The sequence below is a fragment of the Nocardia sp. NPDC058176 genome, assembly GCF_042883805.1.
In the GTDB taxonomy this organism is placed as follows: Bacteria; Actinomycetota; Actinomycetes; order Mycobacteriales; family Mycobacteriaceae; genus Nocardia.
This window is the reverse complement of record NZ_JBHVVA010000003.1, coordinates 659,586-683,940: the sequence shown is the minus strand read 5'-3', so window position 1 is coordinate 683,940 and position 24,355 is coordinate 659,586. Positions and strand designations below refer to the sequence as shown.

19 protein-coding genes and 1 riboswitch are annotated in these 24,355 nt (G+C 69.9%); of the genes, 9 read left to right on the top strand and 10 right to left on the bottom strand.

The window, feature by feature from the left end; translation table 11 throughout:
* Genes coaD through ACFVVM_RS21080 form a run of 3 tightly spaced genes read right to left on the bottom strand, consistent with a single transcriptional unit; the run spans position 1 to position 4,448 of the window.
* A complete protein-coding gene (coaD, locus tag ACFVVM_RS21090; RefSeq protein WP_387620726.1) occupies positions 1-486 on the bottom strand; it encodes a pantetheine-phosphate adenylyltransferase in 486 nt (161 codons plus the stop codon).
* 3 nt (positions 487-489) lie between these two features.
* Positions 490-1,053: a 16S rRNA (guanine(966)-N(2))-methyltransferase RsmD gene (gene rsmD / locus ACFVVM_RS21085; RefSeq protein ID WP_387620724.1), complete on the bottom strand. Its 564-nt coding sequence runs from the start codon at positions 1,051-1,053 to the stop codon at positions 490-492.
* A complete protein-coding gene (locus ACFVVM_RS21080) occupies positions 1,050-4,448 on the bottom strand; it encodes a pyruvate carboxylase (RefSeq protein ID WP_387620722.1) in 3,399 nt (1,132 codons plus the stop codon). Before ACFVVM_RS21080 ends, rsmD begins: the two co-directional genes overlap by 4 nt.
* Before the next feature lie 282 nt (positions 4,449-4,730).
* Positions 4,731-4,934: riboswitch (cobalamin riboswitch) on the top strand.
* 139 nt (positions 4,935-5,073) lie between these two features.
* On the opposite strand from ACFVVM_RS21080, the gene metE reads away from it, so the two are divergent.
* Positions 5,074-7,338, top strand: a complete 2,265-nt coding sequence (gene metE, locus ACFVVM_RS21075) for a 5-methyltetrahydropteroyltriglutamate--homocysteine S-methyltransferase (RefSeq protein WP_387620719.1) — start codon at positions 5,074-5,076, stop codon at positions 7,336-7,338.
* A gap of 181 nt (positions 7,339-7,519) precedes the next feature.
* Positions 7,520-8,944, top strand: a complete 1,425-nt coding sequence (locus ACFVVM_RS21070; RefSeq protein WP_387620717.1) for a short-chain fatty acyl-CoA regulator family protein — start codon at positions 7,520-7,522, stop codon at positions 8,942-8,944.
* 17 nt (positions 8,945-8,961) lie between these two features.
* Here the strand turns inward: ACFVVM_RS21070 and recG are convergent, their stop codons facing one another.
* Positions 8,962-11,226, bottom strand: coding sequence for an ATP-dependent DNA helicase RecG (gene recG / locus ACFVVM_RS21065; protein WP_387620714.1), 2,265 nt, complete (start codon positions 11,224-11,226; stop codon positions 8,962-8,964).
* Positions 11,227-11,229: 3 nt separating this feature from the next.
* The gene (locus ACFVVM_RS21060) at positions 11,230-13,236 is read right to left on the bottom strand and encodes a DAK2 domain-containing protein (protein ID WP_387620712.1); all 2,007 of its coding nucleotides are present in this window, start codon (positions 13,234-13,236) and stop codon (positions 11,230-11,232) included.
* Between the two features lie 301 nt (positions 13,237-13,537).
* On the opposite strand from ACFVVM_RS21060, the gene rpmB reads away from it, so the two are divergent.
* From rpmB to ACFVVM_RS21045, 3 genes are all read left to right on the top strand, one after another.
* Entirely contained in the window at positions 13,538-13,729 is a 192-nt protein-coding gene (gene rpmB / locus ACFVVM_RS21055) for a 50S ribosomal protein L28 (RefSeq protein WP_011210730.1), read from the top strand.
* A gap of 79 nt (positions 13,730-13,808) precedes the next feature.
* Positions 13,809-14,270, top strand: coding sequence for a GNAT family N-acetyltransferase (locus ACFVVM_RS21050; protein ID WP_387620710.1), 462 nt, complete (start codon positions 13,809-13,811; stop codon positions 14,268-14,270).
* A 9-nt stretch (positions 14,271-14,279) separates the two neighbouring features.
* Entirely contained in the window at positions 14,280-15,068 is a 789-nt protein-coding gene (locus ACFVVM_RS21045) for an enoyl-CoA hydratase/isomerase family protein (RefSeq protein WP_387620707.1), read from the top strand.
* 133 nt (positions 15,069-15,201) lie between these two features.
* Here ACFVVM_RS21045 and ACFVVM_RS21040 read toward each other — a convergent pair whose 3' ends face one another.
* Genes ACFVVM_RS21040 through ACFVVM_RS21030 form a run of 3 tightly spaced genes read right to left on the bottom strand, consistent with a single transcriptional unit; the run spans position 15,202 to position 17,181 of the window.
* Entirely contained in the window at positions 15,202-15,453 is a 252-nt protein-coding gene (locus ACFVVM_RS21040) for a hypothetical protein (RefSeq protein WP_071931776.1), read from the bottom strand.
* Between the two features lie 49 nt (positions 15,454-15,502).
* The gene (locus ACFVVM_RS21035) at positions 15,503-16,186 is read right to left on the bottom strand and encodes a uracil-DNA glycosylase (protein ID WP_387620704.1); all 684 of its coding nucleotides are present in this window, start codon (positions 16,184-16,186) and stop codon (positions 15,503-15,505) included.
* An 11-nt stretch (positions 16,187-16,197) separates the two neighbouring features.
* Complete coding sequence (locus tag ACFVVM_RS21030; protein WP_387620916.1) at positions 16,198-17,181, bottom strand: thiamine-phosphate kinase; 984 nt, start codon at positions 17,179-17,181, stop codon at positions 16,198-16,200.
* A gap of 115 nt (positions 17,182-17,296) precedes the next feature.
* Between ACFVVM_RS21030 and ACFVVM_RS21025 the strand changes: the two genes are divergently transcribed.
* A complete protein-coding gene (locus ACFVVM_RS21025) occupies positions 17,297-18,016 on the top strand; it encodes a DUF3515 family protein (RefSeq protein ID WP_387620702.1) in 720 nt (239 codons plus the stop codon).
* A gap of 194 nt (positions 18,017-18,210) precedes the next feature.
* On the opposite strand, the gene ACFVVM_RS21020 is transcribed toward ACFVVM_RS21025, so the two are convergent.
* Entirely contained in the window at positions 18,211-19,305 is a 1,095-nt protein-coding gene (locus ACFVVM_RS21020) for a D-alanine--D-alanine ligase family protein (RefSeq protein WP_387620699.1), read from the bottom strand.
* Positions 19,306-19,349: 44 nt separating this feature from the next.
* A complete protein-coding gene (locus tag ACFVVM_RS21015; RefSeq protein ID WP_387620696.1) occupies positions 19,350-20,345 on the bottom strand; it encodes an NAD(P)H-dependent glycerol-3-phosphate dehydrogenase in 996 nt (331 codons plus the stop codon).
* 31 nt (positions 20,346-20,376) lie between these two features.
* Between ACFVVM_RS21015 and cofC the strand changes: the two genes are divergently transcribed.
* The 3 genes from cofC (at position 20,377) to ACFVVM_RS21000 (ending at position 24,236) form a co-directional block, all read left to right on the top strand.
* Complete coding sequence (gene cofC / locus ACFVVM_RS21010; RefSeq protein WP_387620693.1) at positions 20,377-21,057, top strand: 2-phospho-L-lactate guanylyltransferase; 681 nt, start codon at positions 20,377-20,379, stop codon at positions 21,055-21,057.
* Between the two features lie 72 nt (positions 21,058-21,129).
* Entirely contained in the window at positions 21,130-23,295 is a 2,166-nt protein-coding gene (locus ACFVVM_RS21005; RefSeq protein ID WP_387620690.1) for an RNA degradosome polyphosphate kinase, read from the top strand.
* Positions 23,292-24,236 (top strand): NUDIX domain-containing protein, encoded by a 945-nt coding sequence (locus ACFVVM_RS21000; RefSeq protein WP_387620687.1) that lies wholly within the window; start codon positions 23,292-23,294, stop codon positions 24,234-24,236. The genes ACFVVM_RS21005 and ACFVVM_RS21000 overlap by 4 nt, the downstream gene beginning before the upstream one ends.
* The last annotated feature ends 119 nt before the right edge of the window (positions 24,237-24,355 follow it).

Below are 24,355 nucleotides of genomic sequence, written 5' to 3'. Positions count from 1 at the left end.
TCAGGCGCGGCGTTCGGCGATCCGCTCGAGCAGCCGCTTGTGCACGGCCTCGGGGAGCATGTCGCTGATGTCGCCGCCGTAGGTGGCCACTTCCTTGACCAGCGAGCTGGACAGGAAGCTCAGGCCGGGGTTGGTGGCGATGAAGAAGGTGTCGACGCCGGCGAGCTTGTGGTTCATCTGGGCCATCTGCAGCTCGTAGCCGAAGTCACCGGCGTCGCGCAGGCCCTTGACGATCGCGCTGACGCCCTCCTGCCTGGCGAAGTCGACCAGCAGTCCCTGCCAGGACGCGACGCGCACGTTCGGCAGGTGCGCGACCGATTCGCGCAGCAGTTCCATCCGTTCCTCGACGGAGAACGTGCCCTGTTTCTTGGGATTGACCATCACCGTGATGATCACCTCGTCGAACTGCGCGGCCGCGCGGGTGAAGACATCGACGTGACCGTTGGTGACCGGGTCGAAGGAGCCGGGACACAGTGCTGCAGCCATGGTTCAGACGCTAGCACCGAACTCGGCGAGCTCCACTCTGGTCTCCCCGTACTTGCGCGGCTTCAGCGGCGCATAGCCTGCGGGCCAGGTGATCTCGGGTGAGCGGCTGGATCGTTCCACCACCACGAGCGCATCGGGCGCCAGCCAGCCGTTGGCGGCCAGCGCGGTGAGGTCGGCGATCACGTCATCGGTGCTCACGTCGTAGGGCGGATCGGAGAACACCACGTCGTAGGCCGCGGACGCCGCGTGCGCGAGGACGGTGCCGACGCTGCCGACCCGCAGTTCGGCGCCGGGCAGACCGAGTTCGGCGATATTGGACCGCACCACGGCGGCGGCCTTGCGGTCGGATTCGATCAGCAGGGCGTGCGCGGCGCCGCGCGAGAGGGCTTCCAGGCCGAGGGCGCCCGAGCCCGCGTACAGGTCGAGGACCCGGGCGCCGTCGAGGTCGAGGCGGGCGTCGATGGCGCTGAAGAGCGCTTCGCGTACCCGGTCGGAGGTGGGTCGGGTGCCCGCGGGCGGCACCCTGAGGCGCCGCCCGCCGGCTGTTCCCGCGACGATGCGTGTCATTCCGACTCGCGCACAGCCAGTTCCACCAGCAGGTCGCCGCCTTCGACCTGGGCCACCTTGGCGGTGGCGATGCGGGCGACGATGCCGCTGCGCGGTGCGGTGATCGCGGCTTCCATCTTCATGGCCTCGATGGTGCCGACGGTGTCACCCGCGTGGATCTCCTCGCCTTCCGAGACGGCGACGGTGACGACGCCGGCGAAGGGTGCGGCGATATGACCCGGATTGTTCTTGTCGGCCTTCTCCGCGACCGGAACCTCCGAAGCGATCGACCGATCACGCACCGCGATCGGCCGCAACTGACCGTTCATGATGCACATGACCGTGCGCATACCCTTCTCATCCGGCTCGGAAATCGCTTCCAAACCGATGAGCAGGGTGACACCCTTCTCCAACTGAACGCGGTGTTCTTCACCACGACGCAGACCGTAGAAGAACTGATTCTCCGACAGACCGGTCGTGTCGCCGTACTTCTCCCGATGAGTACGGAACTCCGCGGTCGGGCCGGGGAACAGCAGACGATTCAACGTGTCGCGACGCTCTTCTGAGGATCCGTCCAGACCGGCCTGGTCCGCCGGGGACAGCGGTGTCTCGGGCTTGGGCTCGTTCCGCCCGGCCAGTGCCTTGCTACGGAACGGTTCCGGCCAACCACCGGCCGGAGTCCCGAGTTCGCCACGCAGGAAACCGATGACGGAATCGGGAATGTCGTAGCGGCCGGGGTCGGCGGCGAAGTCCTCGATGTCGACACCGGACCCGACCAGCGCGAGCGCGAGATCGCCGACGACCTTCGACGACGGCGTCACCTTGATCAGACGACCCAGAAGCCGATCAGCAGCAGCGTATTTCGCTTCGACTTCCTCGAACCGGTCACCGAGACCGAGCGCAATCGCCTGCTGCCGCAGGTTCGACAACTGGCCACCCGGAATCTCGTGGGTGTACACGCGACCGGTCGGCGCGGGCAGACCGGACTCGAAGGGGGCGTAGACCTTTCGCAGCGCCTCCCAGTAGGGCTCGAGGTCGCACACGTTCTGCAGGTTCAGCCCCGTGTCGTGCTCGGTGTGCGCGGCCGCGGCCACGATCGCCGACAGCGCGGGCTGGGAGGTGGTCCCCGCCATGGCCGCCGATGCGCCATCGACCGCGTCCGCACCGGCCTGCCACGCGGCCAGATACGTCGCCAGCTGTCCACCGGGAGTGTCATGGGTGTGCACGTGAACCGGCAGGTCGAAGTTACTCCGCAGCGCGGTAACCAGTTTCGCCGCGGCAGGGGCACGCAGCAGACCCGCCATGTCCTTGATCGCGAGCACATGCGCGCCCGCGTCGACGATCTGCTCGGCCAGCTTCAGGTAGTAGTCGAGGGTGTAGAGCGACTCGTCCGGGTTCAACAGGTCGCCGGTGTAGCTGAGCGCGACTTCCGCTACGGCGGTGCCGGTTTCCCGGACCGCTTCGATCGCGGGCCGCATCTGGTCGACATTGTTGAGCGCGTCGAAGATCCGGAAGATATCGATACCGGTCGCGGTGGCCTCGGAAACGAAAGCCCGCGTGACCTGTTCGGGGTACGGGGTGTAACCCACGGTGTTGCGTCCACGCAGCAGCATCTGCAAGCAGATGTTCGGCACGGCTTCACGCAGTGCGGCGAGCCGCTCCCACGGGTCCTCGTGCAGGAACCGCAGTGCCACATCGTAAGTCGCGCCACCCCATGCCTCGATCGAGAGCAGTTCGGGTGTCAGGCGGGCCACGTGTCCGGCCACGCCGAGCAGGCCGTTGGTCCGCACGCGGGTCGCCAGCAGCGACTGGTGCGCGTCACGGAAGGTGGTGTCGGTGACTCCGAGCGCCTTCTGCTCCCGCAGCGAGCGCGCGAAGCCCTCCGGCCCCAGCTCGAGCAGCCGCTGCCGCGACCCGGCGGGCGGCGGCACCGTCAGGTCGAGCGCGGGCAGCTTGTCGTAGGGGTACACCGTCGTCGGCCGGTCGCCATGCGGCTTGTTGACGGTGACATCGGCCAGGTAGCTCAGGATCTTGGTGCCGCGGTCGGCCGAGCCACGCGAGGTGAGCAGCTGCGGGCGCTCGTCGATGAACGACGTCGTCACCCGGCCCGCCTGGAAGTCGGGATCGTCGAGCACCGACAGCAGGAACGGGATGTTGGTCGTGACGCCACGGATCCGGAACTCCGCCAGCGCCCGGCGGGCACGGGCGGCGGCCGCGGGCAGGTCACGACCGCGGCAGGTGAGCTTCACCAGCATCGAGTCGAAGTAGGCGCCGATCTCCGCGCCCAGGTTCGCGCCACCGTCGAGGCGGATGCCCGCGCCACCGGGGGTGCGGTAGGCGGTGATGCGGCCGGTGTCGGGGCGGAAGCCGTTGGCGGGGTCCTCGGTGGTGATGCGGCACTGCAGCGCCGCGCCCCGGATGGCGACCGTGTCCTGGCTCAGGCCCAGGTCGGCCAGGGTCTCCCCGGCGGCGATGCGCAGCTGCGACTGCACCAGGTCGACGTCGGTGATCTCCTCGGTGACCGTGTGCTCGACCTGGATGCGCGGGTTCATCTCGATGAAGACGTGATTGCCGCGCTCGTCGAGCAGGAACTCCACCGTGCCCGCGTTGATGTAGCCGATCTGGCGGGCGAAGGCCACCGCATCGGCGCAGATCCGTTCCCGCAGTGCGGGATCCAGATTCGGCGCGGGCGCGAGCTCGATCACCTTCTGGTGGCGGCGCTGCAGCGAACAGTCCCGCTCGAACAGATGCATGACATTGCCGTGCTGATCGGCCAGGATCTGCACCTCGATGTGGCGCGGGTTCACCACGGCCTGCTCGAGGAAGACCGTGGGATCACCGAAGGCCGACTCGGCTTCGCGCGAGGCCGCCTCGATCGACTCCCGCAGCTGCTCGGGTGCGGCGACGCGGCGCATACCGCGCCCACCGCCACCGGCGACGGCCTTGACGAAGATCGGGTACTCGAGTTCGGCGGAGGCGGTGAGCAGTTCCTCGATGTCGGCCGAGGGTTCACTGGACTTCAACACCGGCAGCCCGGCAGCGCGCGCCGCCTCGATGGCCGTGGCCTTGTTGCCCGCCATCTCGAGCACCTCGGCGGTGGGCCCGATGAAGGTGATGCCCTCGCGCGCGCAGGCCGCGGCCAGGTCGGGGTTCTCGGAGAGGAAGCCGTAGCCGGGGTAGATCGCGTCGGCGCCCGCGCTCTTGGCCGCGTCGATGATCGCCTCGATCGAGAGATAGGCCCGGACCGGATGGCCCTGCTCCCCGATCTGATAGGACTCGGCCGCCTTCAGCCGATGCACCGAATTGCGGTCTTCGTACGGGAACACCGCGACGGTTCCGATGCCTAGTTCGTAGGCCGCTCGGAAGGCGCGGATGGCGATCTCGCCGCGATTGGCGACCAAGACTTTCGAGAACATTGGCCTACGGTACCCGGACCCGAACCACCGGTTCACCGGCAAGGTGGCTTCGTCGCATTCTTCACAGCGCACACCCGCCCACCTGCGAAGTTGCGTTCATCGGACCGTCACATCTCACCGTTTCGGACCGTCGCCGGTGCGGACTCGCGAGACCGGGTAATCCGCAGGTCACGGCACTGTTGGGGATGGTCCGGTCATCTCCGGCCCGGCGAGGCCCTATGCTGGTGGGTGCAGCTGGTTCGCCTGCGCGGTGGAAGAGTCGGAGCCCCGACCTCCCGCGCCGGTGTCGAAGCCCGCACCGGATCCTCCGGTGCCGGGTGAGAGGGAACCCGGTGAGAATCCGGGACTGTCCCGCAGCGGTATGCAGGAACGACCGCCGTCATCAAGCACTGAGCCCCGAGCTCGGGAAGCGACGGCCAGTAGGTCGGTCGATCACACGACCGGTGCCCGCGAGTCCGAAGACCTGCCGACTGTGCCGGATACGCCGTATCCGGCGGCCACCGCCTCGTGGATCGGGCGCGCGGACCACCAACAGACCTACCGCACGTGTGTCGTAGTGGACGGTCCGGCGGTTGGCGTCTGCCCGCATGGTGAGGGCCGTCCGTACCGCACTGGAGAAACTTCCGTGACTGTTTCGCACACTCCTTTCACCGCAACGGTTCTCGGTCTGCCCCGGGTGGGCCCGAACCGGGAGCTCAAGCGCGCCACCGAGGCCTACTGGGCCGGTCGCGCCGACGCCGGTCACCTGCACACCGTCGGCCGTGAACTGCGGCGCGCCCAGCTGCTCGAGCTGCAGGCCGCCGGCCTGGACTCGGTGCCGGTCGGCACCTTCTCCTACTACGACCAGGTGCTCGACACCGCCGTGCTGCTCGGCGCGCTGCCGCCGCGGGTCGCCGGGATCGCCGATCCGCTGGACCGCTACTTCGCGGCCGCGCGCGGCACCGACACCGTCGCCCCGCTCGAGATGACCAAGTGGTTCGACACCAACTACCACTACCTGGTGCCCGAGATCGGCGCCGAGACGGTCTTCTCGCTGAACCCCGAGAAGCTGCTGGCCGAACTGGCCGAGGCGATCGAACTCGGGGTCGCGGCCCGCCCGGTGGTGGTCGGCCCGATCACCTTCCTGAAGCTGGCCAAGGCCGCCGACGGCGCGGCACTGGACCGCCTGCCCGAGCTGGTCGCCCTCTACCGCGACCTGCTCACCCAGCTCGCCGACGCGGGCGCGCAGTGGGTCCAGATCGACGAGCCTGCGCTGGTCACCGACCTCACCGAGGCCGAGATCGCGCTGGTCCGCGAGACCTACACCGAGCTGTCGAGCGGCGAGCGGCGACCGGCGATCCTGGTCGCCACCTACTTCGGCCACCCCGACGGCGCACTGGCCGCCCTGGCCGACACCGCCATCGAGGGTGTCGCGGTCGACTTCACCGCGGGCACCCAGGTCGGTGACCTCGCGGTGCTGCCCGCGCTGGCGAACAAGCTGGTCGTGGCGGGCGTCGTCGACGGCCGCAACATCTGGCGCACCGATCTCGACGCCGCGCTGAGCACGCTGGGCACCCTGCTCGGCAGCGCCGGTTCGGTGGCCGTGTCCAGCTCGTCCTCGCTGCTGCACGTGCCGTACTCGCTGACCCCCGAGACCGGGCTCGACGAGCGGCTGCGCTCGTGGCTGGCCTTCGGCGCCGAGAAGGTCGCCGAGGTGCGCGTGCTCGCCACCGCCCTCACCACGGGCACCGATGCCGTCGCCGCCGAACTGGCCGCCGCGCGTGATGCCGCCGAATCGCGGCGCACCGATCCCCGCCTGCACGTCGAGCAGGTCCGTACCCGGCTGGCCGCCCTCGACGAGAGCGACCTGAACCGCCTGCCCGCCGACGAGCGGCGCGCCCTGCAGCGCGACCACCTCGACCTGCCGGTGCTCCCGACCACCACCATCGGCTCCTACCCGCAGACCTCGACCATCCGCCTGGCGCGCGCCGCCCTGCGCAAGGGCGAGATCGACCAGGCCGAGTACGTGCGCCGGATGCAGGCCGAGATCGCCGACGTGATCACCCTGCAGGAGAAGCTGGGCCTGGACGTGCTGGTGCACGGCGAGCCCGAGCGCAACGACATGGTGCAGTACTTCGCCGAGCTGCTCGACGGCTTCGCCGCCACCGACAACGGCTGGGTGCAGTCCTACGGCACCCGCTGCGTGCGCCCGCCGATCCTGTTCGGTGACGTCTCGCGGCCCGAGCCGATGACGCTGTCGTGGATCGGCTACGCCCAGTCGCTGACCACCAAGCCGGTCAAGGGCATGCTCACCGGCCCGGTGACCATCCTGGCCTGGTCGTTCGTGCGCGACGACCAGCCGCTGGGCGACTCGGCCCGCCAGGTGGCGCTGGCCATCCGCGACGAGACGGTGGACCTGGAAGCCCAGGGCACCAGGGTGATCCAGGTCGACGAGCCCGCCCTGCGCGAGCTGCTGCCGCTGCGCGCGGCCGACCAGCCCGCCTACCTGCAGTGGTCGGTGGACTCGTTCCGCCTGGCCACCGCCGGTGTCGCCGACACCACCCAGGTGCACACCCATCTGTGCTACTCGGAGTTCGGCGAGGTCATCTCGGCCATCGCGGGTCTGGACGCCGATGTCACCTCGATCGAGGCGGCGCGTTCGCACATGGAGGTCCTCGACGACCTGAACGCGGCGGGCTTCGCGCTCGGCGTCGGTCCGGGCGTCTACGACATCCACTCCCCGCGCGTGCCCTCGGTGGAGGAGATCACCACCTCGCTGTCGGCGGCGCTGAAAGCGGTTCCGGCCGAGCGTCTCTGGGTGAACCCGGACTGCGGTCTGAAGACCCGTGGCCCGGTCGAGGTCGAGGCCTCGCTGCGTAATCTGGTGACCGCCGCGACCGCGCTGCGCTGATCATCGCCGTGACTGCCCCGGACGGATTCGCTCCGTCCGGGGCAGTCGCGTTTCGGCACCCGGCTCTTCGCACGTTACGCACCAGTAGTTACAGATAGAATCCCTTGCAGGACTGGGGTTCTCCACAGACAATCGTGACTTTCAGCGAATATTGCGAACCAGCCGCGTTAGGATCTGCCACGTGCGAAAGATGTACGCGGGGGCCAGGCTGCGACGGCTGCGCGAAGAACGACGAATGACCCAAGCCGCGCTCGCCAAATCGCTGGATCTCTCGCCGAGCTATCTCAACCAGCTCGAGCGCGATCAGCGCCCGCTCACCATTCCCGTGCTGCTGAAACTCAATTCGACCTTCGACCTCGACGTCCAGTTCTTCGCCGCCGACTCCGACGCCCGCCTGGTCTCGGACCTGCACGAGGTGCTCGTGGAAGCCGCGGGCGGCGGTGACACCGCCCCGATCACCGAGGTCGAGGAGCTGGCGACCCGGCTGCCGGAGGTGGCGCGGATCGTGATCGCCATGCACCGGCGCCTGCGCGCGGCCACCGATCAGCTCGATCTGCTGTCCTCGCGGGTCGATACGCCCACGGGCGCACCGGGCACCCCCATGCCGTACGAGGACGTGCGCGACTTCTTCTACGACCACCGCAATCACATCGCCACCCTCGATCACGCCGCCGAGCAGCTGTTCGAGGAGTCCGGGCTCAGTATCGGTTCGCTGGATCGGCAACTCGCCCGGGTCGCCGAGGAACGCGCGGGCGTGACCGTGCTCGTGCGCGGCGACGGTGCCGACCCCACCATCCCGAAACGCCACTACGATCCCGACACCCGCACCCTGACGCTGGCCCGGCGGCTGCGTCCCGGCCAGCGCGCCTTCCAGATCGCCTCCACCCTCGGCCTGCTGCTCTACGGCCGCGAGATCGACAACGTGCTCGCCGAATCCCGCGCGCTCACCGGCGAATCCCGCACGCTGGCCCGGGTGGGACTGGCCAACTACTTCGCGGGCGCGCTGATCCTGCCCTACGGACGGTTCCTGCGATCGGCCGAGGAACTGCGCTACGACGTCGACCTGCTGGCCTTGCGGTTCGAGGTCGGTTTCGAGACGGTCTGCCATCGGCTCAGCACGCTGCAGCGCCAGGGCCAGCGCGGGGTGCCGTTCTTCCTCGTGCGCACCGATCGGGCGGGCAACATCTCGAAACGCCAGTCCGCCACCGCGTTCCACTTCTCCCGGGTCGGCGGCAGCTGCCCGCTGTGGGTCACCCACGAGGCCTTCGCCCATCCCGGCCGCATCCTCACCCAGATCTCGGAGATGCCCGACGGTCGCCGCTATCTGTGGATCGCGCGCACCACCCCGAACGGGCCGCAGGGCTACAGCGCCGCGTCGAAGAACTTCGTCATCGGGCTCGGCTGCGATATCGAGTACGCCGACCGGCTGGTGTACTCCCAGGGCATCCAGCTCGACGACCCACAGGTCGCGGTGCCGATCGGCGCGGGCTGCAAGGTCTGCGAGCGGGCGGCCTGCCCCCAGCGCGCCTTCCCCCAGATCGGCCGCCCCCTCGCCGTCGCCGAACACACCAGCACCGACCTCCCCTACCCGCGCCTGCCGCGCTAGAACCTGGACGGGTGGGGTCAGGACTTGGCGAGGTATTCGATGCGTTCGCCGTCGACGGCGGCGTGCATCATGCCTGCCAGGCCGGGATGTTTCACCAAGCCGGGGTCCTCGGCGACGACCTGTCTGGCCAGTTCCTGTGCCGCGGTGATCACTTCGAGGTCGTCGAGCAGTGAGAGCAGGCGCAGCGAGCGGGCCGTGCCGGACTGGGCGGAGCCGAGGACATCGCCCTCGCGGCGCTGACGCAGGTCGAGCACCGACAGTTCGAAGCCGTCGGTGGTCGCGGCCACCGCTTCCAGGCGGGCCATCGCGGTGCCGCCGGGCGCGGCGTCGGTGACCAGCAGGCACAGGCCGGGGTGCTTGCCGCGTCCGATGCGGCCGCGCAGCTGGTGCAGCTGGCTCACGCCGAACCGGTCGGCGTCCACGATCACCATCACCGTCGCGTTGGGCACGTCCACGCCGACCTCGACGACGGTGGTGCAGACCAGCACGTCGATGGCACCGTCGTTGAACTGGCGCATCACGTGGTCCTTCTCGTCGGCGGGCAACCGACCGTGCAGCAGACCCACCCGCACCCCGGCGAGCGGACCGGCGCCGAGCGTCTCGTACATGTCGACGGCCGCCTGCGTGGTCGGGCCCTCCTTCTCCTGTGCCGACTTCTTGCCCTTGGCCGGGGGCGCGTCGGGGTCCTCGCCGATGCGCGAGCACACCACATAGGCCTGTCGGCCCGCGCCGACCTCCTCGACGATGCGTTCCCAGGCGCGGTCCACCCAGCCCGGATGCAGTTTGCGTGGCACGACTTTCGACACGATCGGCGAGCGGCCCTTGGGCAGCTGGGTGAGCGTGGAGGTCTCCAGATCGCCGAGGGTGGTCATCGCGATGGTGCGCGGGATGGGGGTGGCGGTCATCACCAGCAGATGCGGGCTGATGCCGTCTTTCGCCTTGGCGCGCAAGGCATCTCGCTGTTCGACGCCGAAGCGGTGCTGTTCGTCGACGACGACGAGGCCGAGGTCGAAGAACTCCACCGCGTCCTGGATCAGGGCATGGGTACCGATGACGAGTCCGGCCTCGCCGGTCATCGCGTCCAGCAGCGCCGCCTTCTTCGCCGCCACCGACATCGAGCCGGTCAGCAGGACCACCTTCGTCGAGTGCTCCGCGGCGCCGAGTTCGCCCGCGGTACCCAGGTCGCCGAGCATCGCCCGCAGCGACCGATAGTGCTGGGCGGCAAGGACTTCGGTCGGCGCGAGCAGAGCACACTGACGGCCGGCGTCGACCGCCTGGAGCATCGCGTGCAGGGCGACGATCGTCTTGCCCGAACCCACCTCGCCCTGCAGCAGGCGATGCATCGGGCGGGTGCGTGACAGGTCGGCGGAGATCTCGTCGATCACCTGCCGCTGGCCCTCGGTGAGTTCGAACGGCAGCCGCTCGTCGAAGTCGGCGGCGATGCCGTCGGTGCGCGGCGGGCAGGCCGGGGCGGTGCGGCCCTCGACCTCGTGGCGGCGTTCGGCGAGTACTAGTTGCAGGGCCAGTGCCTCGTCGAAACGCAGCCGGTCCCTGGCCTTCTCGATGTCGAGTTTGTGTTCGGGCAGGTGGATCAGGCGCAGTGCCTCGGAGACGTCGAGCAGGTTGCGTTCGGTGCGCAGGTCGGCGGGCAGCGGGTCCTCGATCGGGTCGAGCTGGTCGAGCACCTGGCGGATGCAGGCCAGCAGGTCCCAGCTCTGCACCTTCGCCGTCGCCGGGTACACCGGGACGAACTCGCGTTCGAAGAACGAGGCGTCCACTCCCCCGGCGCCTTTCGCGCTCTGCGCCAGGCCGCGCAGCGCACCGCTGCCACGCACCGAGGTGAGGTCCTCGACACCGGCTTCCGCCTTGTCGGGCAGGATCAGGTAGTCCGGGTGCGAGAGGTTCCAGCGGTCGGGGCGCCACCAGTGCACGGTGCCCGACATCATCGCCCGCACACCCTCTTTCACCAGGTAGCGCACCTTGTCGCCGTTGAAGAAGGTGGCCTCGATCGGGCGCGCGGCGCCGGTGTCGAGCTGCACCTTCAGCAGTGAGCCGCGGCGGTTCTTCATCGGGCGCAGTTCGGTTTTGGTGATCCGGCCGATCACGGTGATGTGCGCGCTCTCCTCGGGCTCCTCCTCGGTGAGTGGCTGGCCCTGGGTGGCGTAGCGCACCGGGTAGTGGCGCAGCAGGTCCTCGACGGTGGTCATGTCGAAGGCCTCGGCCAGCCGGTCGGCCGCCTTCACGCCGAGCACGTGGTCGAGCCGGTCGCTCACTGTCGTCATCGTCTACTCGACCCCAATCTGCACCAGATCCGCTTGCTGCCCACCGGAATACACCACCACCTCGACACCGGGGAAACCGGCCGTCACGTGCTCGCCGAGCACCCGCGCCAGTTCCGGCCCCGCGTCCGCGCCCATCAGCAGCGTCACCAGTTCGCCGCCGAGCCCGAGCATCCGGTCGAGCAGGATGCGGCCCGCGCCGACCACGTCCGGGTCGATCACCACCACATCGTGCCCGACCAGTCCCAAACCGTCACCGGGCGAACAGGTTCCGACCATCGTCAGCGCGCGCACACTCGCCGCCCGCAACGCGCCCCACCGTGTGGTCGCGGCCGCCTCCGACATCGCGAACGCGTCGTCGACCGCGATCCGTCCCCGATCGTGCACCGCCAGCGCGGCCAGCCCCTGCACCACCGACGAACTCGGCAGCAACAGCACATCGCGCGACCCGTCACGCGCCGCGACACCGACCGCGACGAGTTCCTGCGCGGGCAGGGCGCCGTTGGGCAGCACCAGCACTTCCCGATGCGGCATGGCCCGAATCGCCGCGAGCAACGCACCGGTATCGAGTTGCCGATCACCGCGCAGCACCACCGCGCCCGCGTCCTCGAAAAGGCGCGCGGCATCGGCCCCCGCGACCACGGCGAGGATGCCGCGGTCGGCGGGTCCGTACCCGGGTGCCGGGTCATCGGCGGACACCGTGGCGGCGGGGTGTCCGGCCGGCGGGGCCGACTCGGCATGGTGCTCGTGGCTGCCGCCGTGCGGCGCGGTCACCGCGAAGCTCTCCACCCGGATCCGGGTCAGATGCCCGACCCCGATCCCCGCCTCGATCGCCGCCCCCGCGTCACGACAGTGCACATGCGCCGACCACGTACTGTCCCCGTCCCCCACCACGACCACCGAGTCGCCGAGCACCGCGAGCCGATCACGCAGCGCGTCCGCACCCTCCTCATCAGTGCCCGAAATCACATACATGACCTCGAAGTGTGGCTCGGACACCTGGTCCGCCGACTCGAACCAACCCTCGGCTCGATCCCCAAGATCTCGCTGCTTATCGTCGAGTGCGGATTCCGGACCGACCGGCTCGCTCGAACCACCAGCGTCCTCGCTGTCACCGGCGCGCCGGTCAACACCACCGCCGCTGCGCTCATCGCCAGAGCCGTCGGCGGGGTGTCCCGCACCGCGGATTCCGCCCCGGGCAGGGCCGGATCCGGCTTCGTCGTCACCAGATCGACTCAGCGCGGCTCGGGGTTCCTTGTCATCGGTCGCGCCGTCCGGGTCACCTGCTCCCCGGGTTCGGTCGCGCGCGGTGGTGCGCCCGCTCGACACCGGATCGTCCCGGTCCGCGCGGTCGCGGGCATACACACCGCGGTGCGGTGCCTCACCGCTGATCTGGCTGACGAGGCAGTCCAGCAGAACCAGCAGCCCGCGGGCACCGGCGTCGACCACGCCCGCCGCACGCAGGACACCCAGCTGGGCGGGGGTTTCGTTCAGGGCGCGGGCGGCGCCCTCGGCGGCGGCGCGCGCGACGGTGACCAGCACGGTGTCGGCGGACGCGGCGGCGGCCACCGCGGCGCGATCGAGCACGGTCAGGATCGTGCCCTCGACCGGTGCGCTGAGCCCGGTGCGCACCAGCACGGCGGCCCGTCGCAGTGCCACACGCAGGCGATCACCGGTCAGCGGGCCGCTCCGCACGGCCTCGGCGATCCCGCGCAGTACCTGCGACAGGATGATGCCCGAGTTCCCCCGCGCGCCGAGGGTGGCGCCCCGCGCCAGCGCCTGCGCCACGACGTGGGTGGCATTGGACGCGTCGGCCACGACGACGTCCTCGGCCGCGGCCACCGCCGCCCGCATGGTGGCGAGCAGATTCGTGCCGGTGTCGGCGTCGGCGATGGGGAACACATTGAGGGCGTCGATCTCGGCGCGGCGGCGGTCCAGGTCGGTGCGGCAATCGCGAGCCCAGGCCAGCAGCGCTGCCCCGTCGAGCGCCTCACGCACCTGCGACACCGTCACCTCGCTCCCCAGTCGTCGGCGCCCGCGCGCCGAGCATCGCACGCCAGGTTAGCGCCAGCGACCGACAGCGGTATGCTGACCTCGGACGGGCCCGGCATCCGGGCTGCACCCGGCGTGTCGACCGGGACACCCGGTTTGGAAGTTCACGGCCCGGCCAGCTACCCTTGCAGGGTTGCTTTGCGCGGCCCCACTGGGTCTGCGCTGGCCGACGCGAGTCGGCAAGGCATTTGACGACATCAGTTTCCGGTTCAGCGGGCATACGTGCGCCGCTGTCCGCTTATGACATGAAGGAGCTCGCGACATGGCTGCCGTTTGCGACGTCTGCGCCAAGGGCCCCGGTTTCGGGAAGTCGGTCTCGCACTCGCACCGGCGCACCAACCGTCGCTGGAACCCGAACATCCAGACCGTGCGTGCGCAGGTTGCCCCCGGCAACACTCGCCGGATGAACGTGTGCACCTCCTGCCTGAAGGCGGGCAAGGTCGTGCGCGGCTGATTCTCAGCCCGTACATTCTGCCGATCACGCCCCGGCACCCCTCGTGGGTGATCCGGGGCGTTGTCGTCGGTACGGTCCGGTGACGACCTGGCGGATCGTCCCGCTGACCGCCTGCCGGGTCGCCGAGCTGGCGGCCTGTCACATCGCGAGCTGGCGCGAGGCCTACGGCACGCTGGTTCCCGAGCACGTGCTCGCCGGTTTCGATCTCGATCGCTCCGCGATCACCTGGGAGCGCCGCCGCGTCGACGGCGAGCACCGGATATCCGTCGCCGTGGCCGAGGACCAGCTGATCGGTTTCGCCGCCGCCACCGACACCGAACTGGCGGCGCTCTACGTCCGCACCGCCTGGCACGGCACCGGTGTCGCCGACGCCCTGATCGCGGACGCGGCCCCCGGATCGCCGTGCACGCTGTGGGTCTTCGGCGACTATCCGCGCGCGCACGCCTTCTACCGCAGGCACGGCTTCGCCGATACCGGCGAGCGCAGGGTCGACCCGTTCACCGTCCTGCCCGAGCAATTCTGGCGGCGTGACCCTCGCTAGGGTGACGCCATGAGTACCACCGAACCGGTCGCCGCCGTCGAACTCCTCGACGGCGTGCTGCAGCTGACCATCGCCACCGCCGCCGCGGGCACCTCGATGGATTTCACCCTGATCAACGCGGGCACCGAGGCCCTGCGCTCGCTCGATACCGAGGTCGGCGCCATCCTGCTCGTCGGCGCTGGCGCCAACTTCTGCGCGGGCGGCAATGTCCGTGACTTCGCCAGTGCCGAAGACCGCGGCGCTCGTCTCCACGAGCTGGCTTCCCAGCTGCACGAATTCGTGCGCGCCCTGGCCGCCGCCCCGGTGCCCGTCGTCGCCGCGGTGCACGGCTGGGCGGCGGGTGCGGGCATGAGCCTGGTGTGCGCGGCCGACATCGCGATCGGCGGCCCGTCGACCAAGCTGCGCCCCGCCTACCCCGGCATCGGCCTGAGCCCCGACGGCGGCATGTCCTGGACGCTGCCGCGCATCGTCGGCGCGAGCCGCGCGGCCGAGATCCTGCTCACCGACGCCGTCCTCGACGCCGAGGAAGCCGTCCGCCTCGGCGTGCTCAGCCGCACCGTCGCCGACGAGGACGTCCGCGCCGAGGCCCTGCGCGTGGCCACCGGCTTCGTCACCGGCCCCCGCCCCACCTACGCGGCCATGAAAAAGCTGCTGGCCCAATCGCCCACGGCGACCCTGGACCAGCAGCTCGACGCCGAACGCGACAGCATCTCCGCCGCCGCGAGCAGCAACACCGGCCGCGAAGGAGTCGACGCCTTCGTGGCCAAGAGAAAGCCGGACTACCGCGGACTCAGCTGAGGCTGACCCCACCACCACGGTTTTCGGCCGCCTCGCACCCGAAGGGCGAGACGTAACGCCGCAGGCGAAGTATCGCCCTTCGGGTGTGAGGCCTCCAGGGCCGAAAACCCCGCGGCGCCAGCCGCCAATCAACTCAGCAGTTGGCGCCCAGAGCGCTGAAGGTGTTCTGCAGGATGCAGGTCACCTTCGCGTTCACGCCCGAGGAGATGGTGGAGGTGCCGGTGGAGGTCCATTCCTCACCGATCTGGCTGGTCTTCACCGGCGCGGCCTGCTCGTTGTAGGGCTCGAGCTGCAGGCCGGCCGCGGCGGCCGAGCCCGCGCCCGCGGTGAGGGCCGCGGCGACGGCGGCGGTCGCGAGGGCGGCGCGAACGGTCGTGGTGTGCATGAAATTGTGCTCCTTCATCATTTTCCTCTGGTGCGGACGGCGCCCCGGGTCAGGGCAGCCGCCAATCGACGGGCTCGGCACCGAGCTCGTCGAGCAGTTCGTTGACCCGGGAGAAGGGCCGCGAACCGAAGAAACCGCGCGAGGCGGACAGCGGGGAGGGATGCGCCGATTCGATGTAGGGCACCTCGGCGGCGGTCAGGGTGGGCTTGAGTGAACCGGCGTCGCGTCCCCACAGCACCGCGACCAACGGCTCGTCGCGCTCGACCAGTGCCGCGATGGCCTGTTCGGTCACCGCTTCCCAGCCCTTGCCACGATGCGAGGCCGGGGTTCCCGGGGTGACGGTGAGGACGCGGTTGAGCAGCAGCACACCCTGATCCGACCACGGGCTCAGGTCACCGCAGCCGGGCGTATCGAAGCCCAGGTCCTTGGTGTACTCGGCGAAGATATTGGACAGACTGCGCGGCACCGGCGAAACATCCGGCGCGACAGAGAAACTCAGGCCCATCGCGTGGCCAGGGGTCGGGTAGGGATCCTGGCCGACGATCAGCACCCGCACCGCGTCGAACGGACGGGTGAACGCGCGCAGCACGTTCTCCCCCGCGGGCAGATAGCCGCGGCCCGCCGCGTTCTCCGCGCGCAGGAATTCGCCCATTTCGCTGATGCGGTCGGTGACCGGCTCCAGTGCCCGGGCCCAGCCCGGATCGATGATCTCCGACAGTGGTTTGGCACCCATGACCGCACAACCTATCGTCTGTCGCCGGTGGATGTGGCGTCCGCCCCATGGAACGATTCCCAGCCGGTGCCACCGGTCGGCGCCGCGCCGTCGACGGTGACGCCGCTGCCTGCGCGGACGACCCCGATCGGCCGCCAGCCCGGCGGCAGGCCGGTGCCCGCGGGCCAGGTCCCGGCGAAGGCGTGATCCTCGCCCCCGGACAGAATCCATTGCCCCGCATCGGCATCGAGAATCCGCGCGAGCGCGGCCAGTTCCGGGTCGGCCAGTGCGGCGCTGTGCACGTCGATCGCGACGCCGGAAGCGGTGGCCAGGTGGCCGAGGTCGGCGAGCAGTCCGTCGGAGACATCGGTGAGTGCCGACGGCCCCTCGGCGCCGAACACATCGAGCACGGCCGAATAGGGCGGTTGCGGAACGCGGTGTGCCGCAAGGGCATGGGCGAAGGCCGGAGCGGAAGTATCGGCGCTGCCGGAGAATACGGCCAGCCCGGCGCCGGACCAGCCGAGTTCGCCTGCCACCGCGACGATGTCACCGACGGTGGCGCCCGAGCGGGTGATCGCCGCCTGGCCGCCGAGGTCGCCGAACGCGGTCACCGAGATCACCAGCTGTGCGCTGTGAACCAGGTCGCCGCCCGCGATGGAACCACCCGCGCGGCCCGCCTCGGCCCACATCCCGTCGGCGATGCCCTCGATCACCGACACCTCGGTCTCGCCCGGACAGCCCAGCGCCACGACGAAGGCGGTGGGCCGCGCGCCCATCGCCACGATGTCGGCGGCGTTCTGAGCGATCGCCTTGCGGCCGATGTCGACGGGCGATGACCAGTCGCGCCGGAAGTGCCTGCCCTCGACGAGCATGTCGGTGCTCACCACGAACCGGCCGTCGGGCGCGGCCACGAGCGCGGCGTCGTCGCCGGGGCCGAGCAGCACGTGGGCGGACTGCTCCCGGCCCGCGTTGATCCGATCGATCAAGGCGAACTCGCCCAGCTCACGCACCGTCAGCGGACGGCTGTCCTCGCTGATGACCGACCCCTTCCCGCTGTGCTGCCGACCGACGAAATCGCCCCGACGGTACCCTTTCGGAGGCGATCGGACACAACGGAAGGACCACACGGCTATGGCGGCGGATTCGTCGGACCCGACAGCGGACGACCGCGAGGAGCAGTCCCGGAGCGGGGACACCCCCGAACCCGGTCGCCCCCCGACCGACCAACCGAGTACCGACCAGCCGAGTCCCGACCAGCCGAGTACCGACACGGACGCCGACACCGATGCTGAGCCGGACACCGACGCGGAGCCGGACGCTTCGACGCCCTACTCCCCCGCACTCATCGCCACGGCGGTGGCGCTACCCGTCGTGCTCATCGTCGCCGTCCTGGTAGCCGCCTTCATCGCCCTGCGCGCCCCCGTCGAACGCGAACCCCTCGCCCTCGGCCCGGTCCCCGCACCGGCCGCCGACGGCCCCGCCTGCCAGGCCCTGCTGCCCGCCCTGCCCGCCGACCTCGGCGACTACACCAAGTCCACCCTCCACGAGCCCGCCCCACCGGCCACCCGCGCGTGGCAACTGCCCGACGGCGGCGACCCGATCGTGCTGCGCTGCGGCCTCGACCGCCCCCTCGAATTCAACCGCGCCTCCCCGCTGCAGGTGATCGACGACGTGCAGTGGTTCCAGGTCCGCGACGAGGTCGCCCAGACCGGCACCTGGTTCGCCGTCGACCGCGAGACCTACATCGCCCTGACCGTCCCGGACGGTTCCGGCACCGGCCCGGTCCAGATCGTCTCCGACACCATCAAGGAGACCCTGCCCTTCCAGGAACCCCAGCCTGGCGAGCTGTAATTTTGGCGGCTGGCGCCGCGGGGTTTTCGGCCCTGGAGGCCTCACACCCGAAGGGCGATACTCCGCCTGCGGCGTTACGTCTCGCCCTTCGGGTGCGAGGCGGCCGAAAACCCGTGGTGGTTGGGTTGGTGGGGTGGCGTTGGTTGCCTCGGGTGCGAAAGCTCAGTCGCTACGCGTGGTGCGTGTCGCGGCGGTCAGCGCAGGCCGGTGCCTCGGGCGACGGCCGTTTCGATCAGTGTGGAGACCAGCGTCGGGTAGTCGACGCCGGTTGCCTCCCACATTCGCGGGTACTGCGAGATGGGGGTGAAGCCGGGCATGGTGTTGATCTCGTTGATCACCGGGCCGTCGGCGGTGATGAAGAAGTCGACGCGGGCCAGGCCCTGGCAGTCGAGCGCGTGGAACGCGCGGACCGAGAGCTCGCGGATCTCGTCGGCGACGGCGTCGTCGAGCTTGGCGGGGACGTCGAATTCGCACACGTCGTCGAGGTATTTGGTGGCGAAGTCGTAGAACTCGGGGGCGGCCGCGTCGGCGTCGGGCATGCGGATCTCGGAGACCACGCTGCCGCGCACCTGACCGTCGGCGAATTCCAGGACGCCGCACTCGACTTCGCGGCCGACGATGCCGGCTTCGACGATCACCTTCGGGTCGTGCTCGCGGGCGGCGGCGATGGCGGCGGGCAGCGCGGCCCAGTCGGTGATCTTGGTGATGCCGATCGAGGAACCGCCCCGCGCGGGCTTCACGAACGCGGGCAACCCGATCCGCGCCCGGTCGGCCTCGGCCAGGGTGTCGGTGCCGGGCCGCAGGACCACCTGCAGACCCACCGGTAACCCTTCGGCCGCCAGCAACTTCTTGGTGAACTCCTTGTCCATCCCCGCGGCACTGGCCAGCACGCCCGCGCCGACGTAGGGCACACCGGCCAATTCGAGCATCCCCTGCAGCGTGCCGTCCTCACCGAAGGGACCGTGCAGGATCGGGAAGACCACGTCGACGCTGCCGAGCGCGGCGGTCGGATCGTCGAGCGCGACGAGCGCACCGGCCCGGCCCGGGTCCGCTGCCAGGGTCAACGCGGTACCCGACGCGTCGACGGCGGGCAGCGCGTCATGGCTCAGCGCGAGCTCGCCGATGCCATCGGCCAGCACCCAGCTGCCGGTGGTGGTGATGCCGATCGGCACCACCTCATAGCGTTCGGGATCGAGGTTGCGCAGCACGCTGCCGGCCGACACACACGACACGGCGTGCTCGCTACTGCGCCCGCCGAACACCACGGCAACCCTGATCCGGTTCGTCATGCACGCCAACCTAGTAGGTTCGCGGCCGTCCGGTGGTATCGGCCTTACTCGGGTTTGATCCGGCGGCCCAGCAGACTGCCGACCGCCTCGTTCACCGAAAGCCCCTCGTGACACACCCGGTGCACCGCGTCGGTGAGCGGCATCTCCACCTGATGTGCCGCCGCCAGCGCCCGTACCGATGTGCACGACTTCACACCCTCGGCCACCTGGCCATTGGTCGCCTCCTGCGCGACCTGCATCGACCCGCCCGCCCCGAGCACATGGCCGAAGGACCGATTGCGCGACAGCGGCGAGGTGCAGGTGGCCACCAGATCGCCGACCCCGGCCAGCCCGGCCAGCGTCACCGGCTGGGCACCGAGCGCGACACCGAGCCGCATGATCTCGGCGAGTCCGCGGGTGATCAGGCTGGCCACCGAGTTGTCGCCGAGGCCCATGCCCGAGGCGATCCCGCAGGCGATGGCGATGACGTTCTTGCACGCCCCGCCGATCTCGGCGCCGATCACATCGGAATTGGTGTAGGGCCGGAAGTATCCGGTGGCGATGGCCCGCTGCGCCGCGCCCGCGCGCTCGGCATCCGAGCAGGCGATCACCGTCGCCGCGGGCTGACGCTCGACGATCTCGTGCGCCAGATTCGGCCCCGACAGCACCGCGATGCGTCCCGGCTCGGCACCGGTGACCTCGGCGATCACCTGACTCATCCGCAGCAGCGTGCCGGTCTCGATGCCCTTGCAGAGACTGAGCAGCGTGGCGTCGGCGCCGATATCGCCTTTCCACTGATCCAGATTCGCGCGCAACGACTGCGACGGAACCGCCAGCACCACCAGGTCGGCACCGTCGAGCGCGGCCCGGTGATCGTGGGTCGCGCGCACCGGCGGCAGCTGCACGCCGGGTAGATAGAAGGGGTTCTGATGGTCGGTGTCGAGCGCCAGCGCGACGTCGGGCCGCCTGGCCCAGATGGTCGTCTCGGTCCCCGCTTCCGCCAACACCTTCGCGAACGCGGTGCCCCACGACCCCGCTCCCATTACCGCCGCCCTCGTCATCAGCCCAATATGCCATGCAAGGATTGACAGCATGCGTCCGCACACCGTGCACGCCGTGATGGCGGTCAAGCACATCGACCGGGCCAAGAGCAGGCTGGCCGAGATGCTCACGCCGCAGCAGCGCGGCCGGCTGGTGCTGGCCATGTTCGCCGATACGGTCGTGGCCGCGACCGCCGTGCCCGCGGTGCGGTCGCTGACGGTGGTCACCCCCGATCCGCTCGTCGCCGCGCGCGCCCGCGAGCTCGGCGCGCACGTGCTCGACGAACCGGCGACCGACCACGATCCGCTCAACACCGCGCTCGCCGCGGGCGCGGCCGACGTCCGCGACCGGCACGGGCCGGGTCATCTGCTCGCCCTGCAGGCCGACCTGCCCGCCCTGCGCACCGCGGAACTGAGCGATCTGCTCACCGTCGCCCCCGACGGCGCGCGCTCGGTGGTGATCGATCACACCGGCACCGGCACCGCGGCCCTGCTGGTCCGCGACAACACCGCCCCGCTGTCCCCGCGCTTCGGCACCGATTCCGCGCGGGCGCATCGCGACGGCGGCGCGCGGGCACTGGCCGGGCACTGGCCGGGGTTGCGCTGCGACGTCGACACCCCCGCCGATCTCGACACCGTGCGCGCGCTCGGCGTCGGCGCGTTCACCGCGCGGACCCTGCGCGCCTTCGGAATGTCACCGCACTGTGGGGATCCGGTTCACACCGTGTGCTAGCCGATCGCCGCGATGGTCACGGATCGGACGAACCGGTCGGTGTCATGCTGCGGGCACTCCCGTCCTCGAGGGATGATTGAACTCGTGAGCGATACGGAAACCATCAAGCAGCCCCCGATTTCCCCGCCACCTGCGGCCGCCACAGCCACGGGCGGTGACGCGACCACCCAACGGTTGCCCCGAGATCGCTACCTCAACCGCGAACTGAGCTGGCTCGACTTCAACGCCCGCGTCCTCGCCCTGGCCGAGGACGCGTCGCTGCCGTTGCTGGAACGGGCCAAGTTCCTGGCGATCTTCGCCTCGAATCTGGACGAGTTCTACATGGTCCGGGTCGCCGGGCTCAAGCGCCGCGCCGAGACCGGGCTCTCGGTGCGCTCGGCCGACGGCCGCTCCCCGTCCGAGCAGCTGGAGATGATCACCACCCGCGCCCAGGAACTCGCGGTGCGCCACGCCAACGTCTTCATCGACGCGGTGAACCCGGCGCTGGCCGGCGAGGGCATCGACATCATCGGCTGGGCCGACCTCGACGACGAGGAGCGCCAACGCCTTTCGGGCCACTTCACCGACCAGGTGTTCCCGGTGCTCACGCCACTGGCCGTCGACCCGGCGCACCCCTTCCCCTACATCTCCGGCCTGAGTCTCAACCTCGCCGTGACGGTGAAGGACGCGGGCACCGGCGGCGAGCACTTCGCCAGGGTCAAGGTGCCCGACAATGTCGACCGCTTCGTCCGCGTCCGGCGCACCGCGGCGCCCTCGGCGATCGCGGCGTTCCTGCCCATGGAAGACCTCATCGCCGCGCACCTGGATCTGCTGTTCCCGGGTCTGACCGTGGTGGAGACCCATTCGTTCCGGATCACCCGCAACGCCGACTTCGAGGTCGACGAGGACCGCGACGAAGACCTGCTGCAGGCGATGGAGCGCGAACTCGCCCGCCGCCGCTTCGGCAAGCCGGTGCGGCTCGAGGTCTCCGACGACATGACCGAACACATGCTGGAGTTGCTACTACGTGAGCTCGAGGTCGACCCGGCCGACGTGATCCAGGTGCCCGGGCTGCTCGACCTGTCCTGCCTGTGGCAGGTCTACGGCGTCGACCGGCCCGAACTCAAGGACGCGCCGTATGTTCCGGCCACCCCGGCGGCCTTCGGCGAGCGCGAGACCCCGCGCAATGTGTTCGCCGCGCTGCGCGAGGGCGACGTCCTGGTGCACCACCCCTACGACTCGTTCTCCACCAGCGTGCAGCGCTTCATCGAACAGGCCGCGGCCGACCCGCAGGTGCTGGCGATCAAGCAGACCCTGTATCGCACCTCCGGCGACTCCCCGATCATCAACGCGCTCATCGAGGCCGCCGAGGCGGGCAAGCAGGTCGTCGCGCTGGTCGAGATCAAGGCCCGCTTCGACGAGCAGGCCAACATCAAGTGGGCCCGCGCGCTGGAACAGGCGGGCGTGCACGTGGTCTACGGCCTGATCGGCCTGAAGACCCACTGCAAGACCTGCCTGGTGGTGCGCCGCGAGGGCTCGACGATCCGGCGCTACTGCCACATCGGCACCGGCAACTACAACCCCAAGACCGCGCGCCTGTACGAGGACGTCGGGTTGTTCACCGCGGCACCGGAGATCGGCGCCGATCTGACCGACCTGTTCAATTCGCTGACCGGTTACTCCCGCAAGGAGGACTACCGCAATCTGATGGTCGCCCCGCTCGGGGTACGGGCCGGGATCATCGAACGGATCGACCGGGAGATCGAACTGGCCCGCGCGGGCGAGGACGCACGGATCCGGCTCAAGGCCAACGCGATCGTCGACGAGCAGATCATCGACGCGCTCTACCGCGCCTCCCAGGCCGGAGTGCCCGTGCAGATCGTGGTGCGCGGCATCTGCGGTCTGCGCCCCGGCGTGCCGGGCCTGAGCGAGAACATCGAGGTGCGTTCGATCCTGGGCCGCTTCCTCGAACACTCGCGGGTGATCTCGTTCCGAGCCCAGGACCAGACCTGGATCGGCAGCGCCGACATGATGCACCGCAATCTGGACCGGCGCGTCGAGGTGATGGTGCAGGTCAAGGATCCCCGGCTCACCGAACAGCTCGCCACCGTGTTCGATTCCGCGCTCGACCCGATGACGCGCTGCTGGGTCCTGCTACCGGACGGCACCTGGCAGGCGAGTCCGACCGACGCCGATGCCAGCCAGGTGCGCGACCACCAGGCGTTCCTCATGCGGCTGCGTCGACCCGATCAGCCGTGAGCCCGCAGCAGGGCGGGTCGATCCGGGATCCGCGGGTGCGCCCGAACATCCATGCCGCCGGTGCGGTCCTGTGGCGCGAGAGCGCGGCGGGACCGGAGATCGCCGTCATCCACCGGCCGAAATACGGTGACTGGTCGCTGCCCAAGGGCAAACTCGACCCCGGCGAGACCCCGGTGGTGGCGGCGGTGCGCGAGGTGGCCGAGGAGACCGGCCTTCCGTGCACGCTGGGCCGCTATCTTGGCCACGTCACCTATCCGATCCCGGGGCACCGCCAGCTCAAGCGGGTCGACTACTGGGCCGCCCAGGCCGCGCCCGGTGAGTTCACCGTCAACGCCGAAGTCGACCAGCTGCGCTGGTTCCCGCTCGATCAGGTGATGGACCAGCTGTCGTATCCGATGGACCGCCAGGTCGTTCGGATGTTCGCCCGGCTGCCCGCCCAGACGAGCACGGTGCTGCTCGTGCGCCACGCCAAGGCGGGCAAGCGCGATCAGTTCGACGGCCCCGACCTCGCGCGCCCGCTCGAGGCCGCCGGTCAACAGCAGGCGAAGGCGCTGACGCCGAATCTGCTGGCGTTCGGCGCATCCGAGATCCATTCGGCCGATCCACTGCGCTGTATCCAAACCGTTACCCCGTTGGCGGAACAGCTCAACGTCGAAATCAATTGCGAGCCAATGTTTTCCGAGCAAGGTTACGATTCAGCGAAAGGCTCGGCGCGGCAACGATTTCTGTCGTTGGTAACGGATCGGGGTGTGCCGGTGGTGTGCAGTCAGGGCGGAGTGATTCCGGATCTGACGCAGTGGCTGGCCGAGCGCGGCGGGCTCACCCTGCCGCCGGCGCGCAATCGCAAGGGCAGCGTCTGGGCATTGTCGTTCACCGCAGACCGATTGGTCGCGGCGCACCATATGGATCGTTCGCTCTCGACGGGAATCGTCACCGCCTGAGTCGCGCGAACACCCCCGAAACAGCCGAAACGGCCCCGCTTTCGACGGGGCCGTTCTCGGTCCAGTGGTGGGTGATGCGGCTTACGTGCACATTCCCCGACCCGATCCCGCTGCGGCGG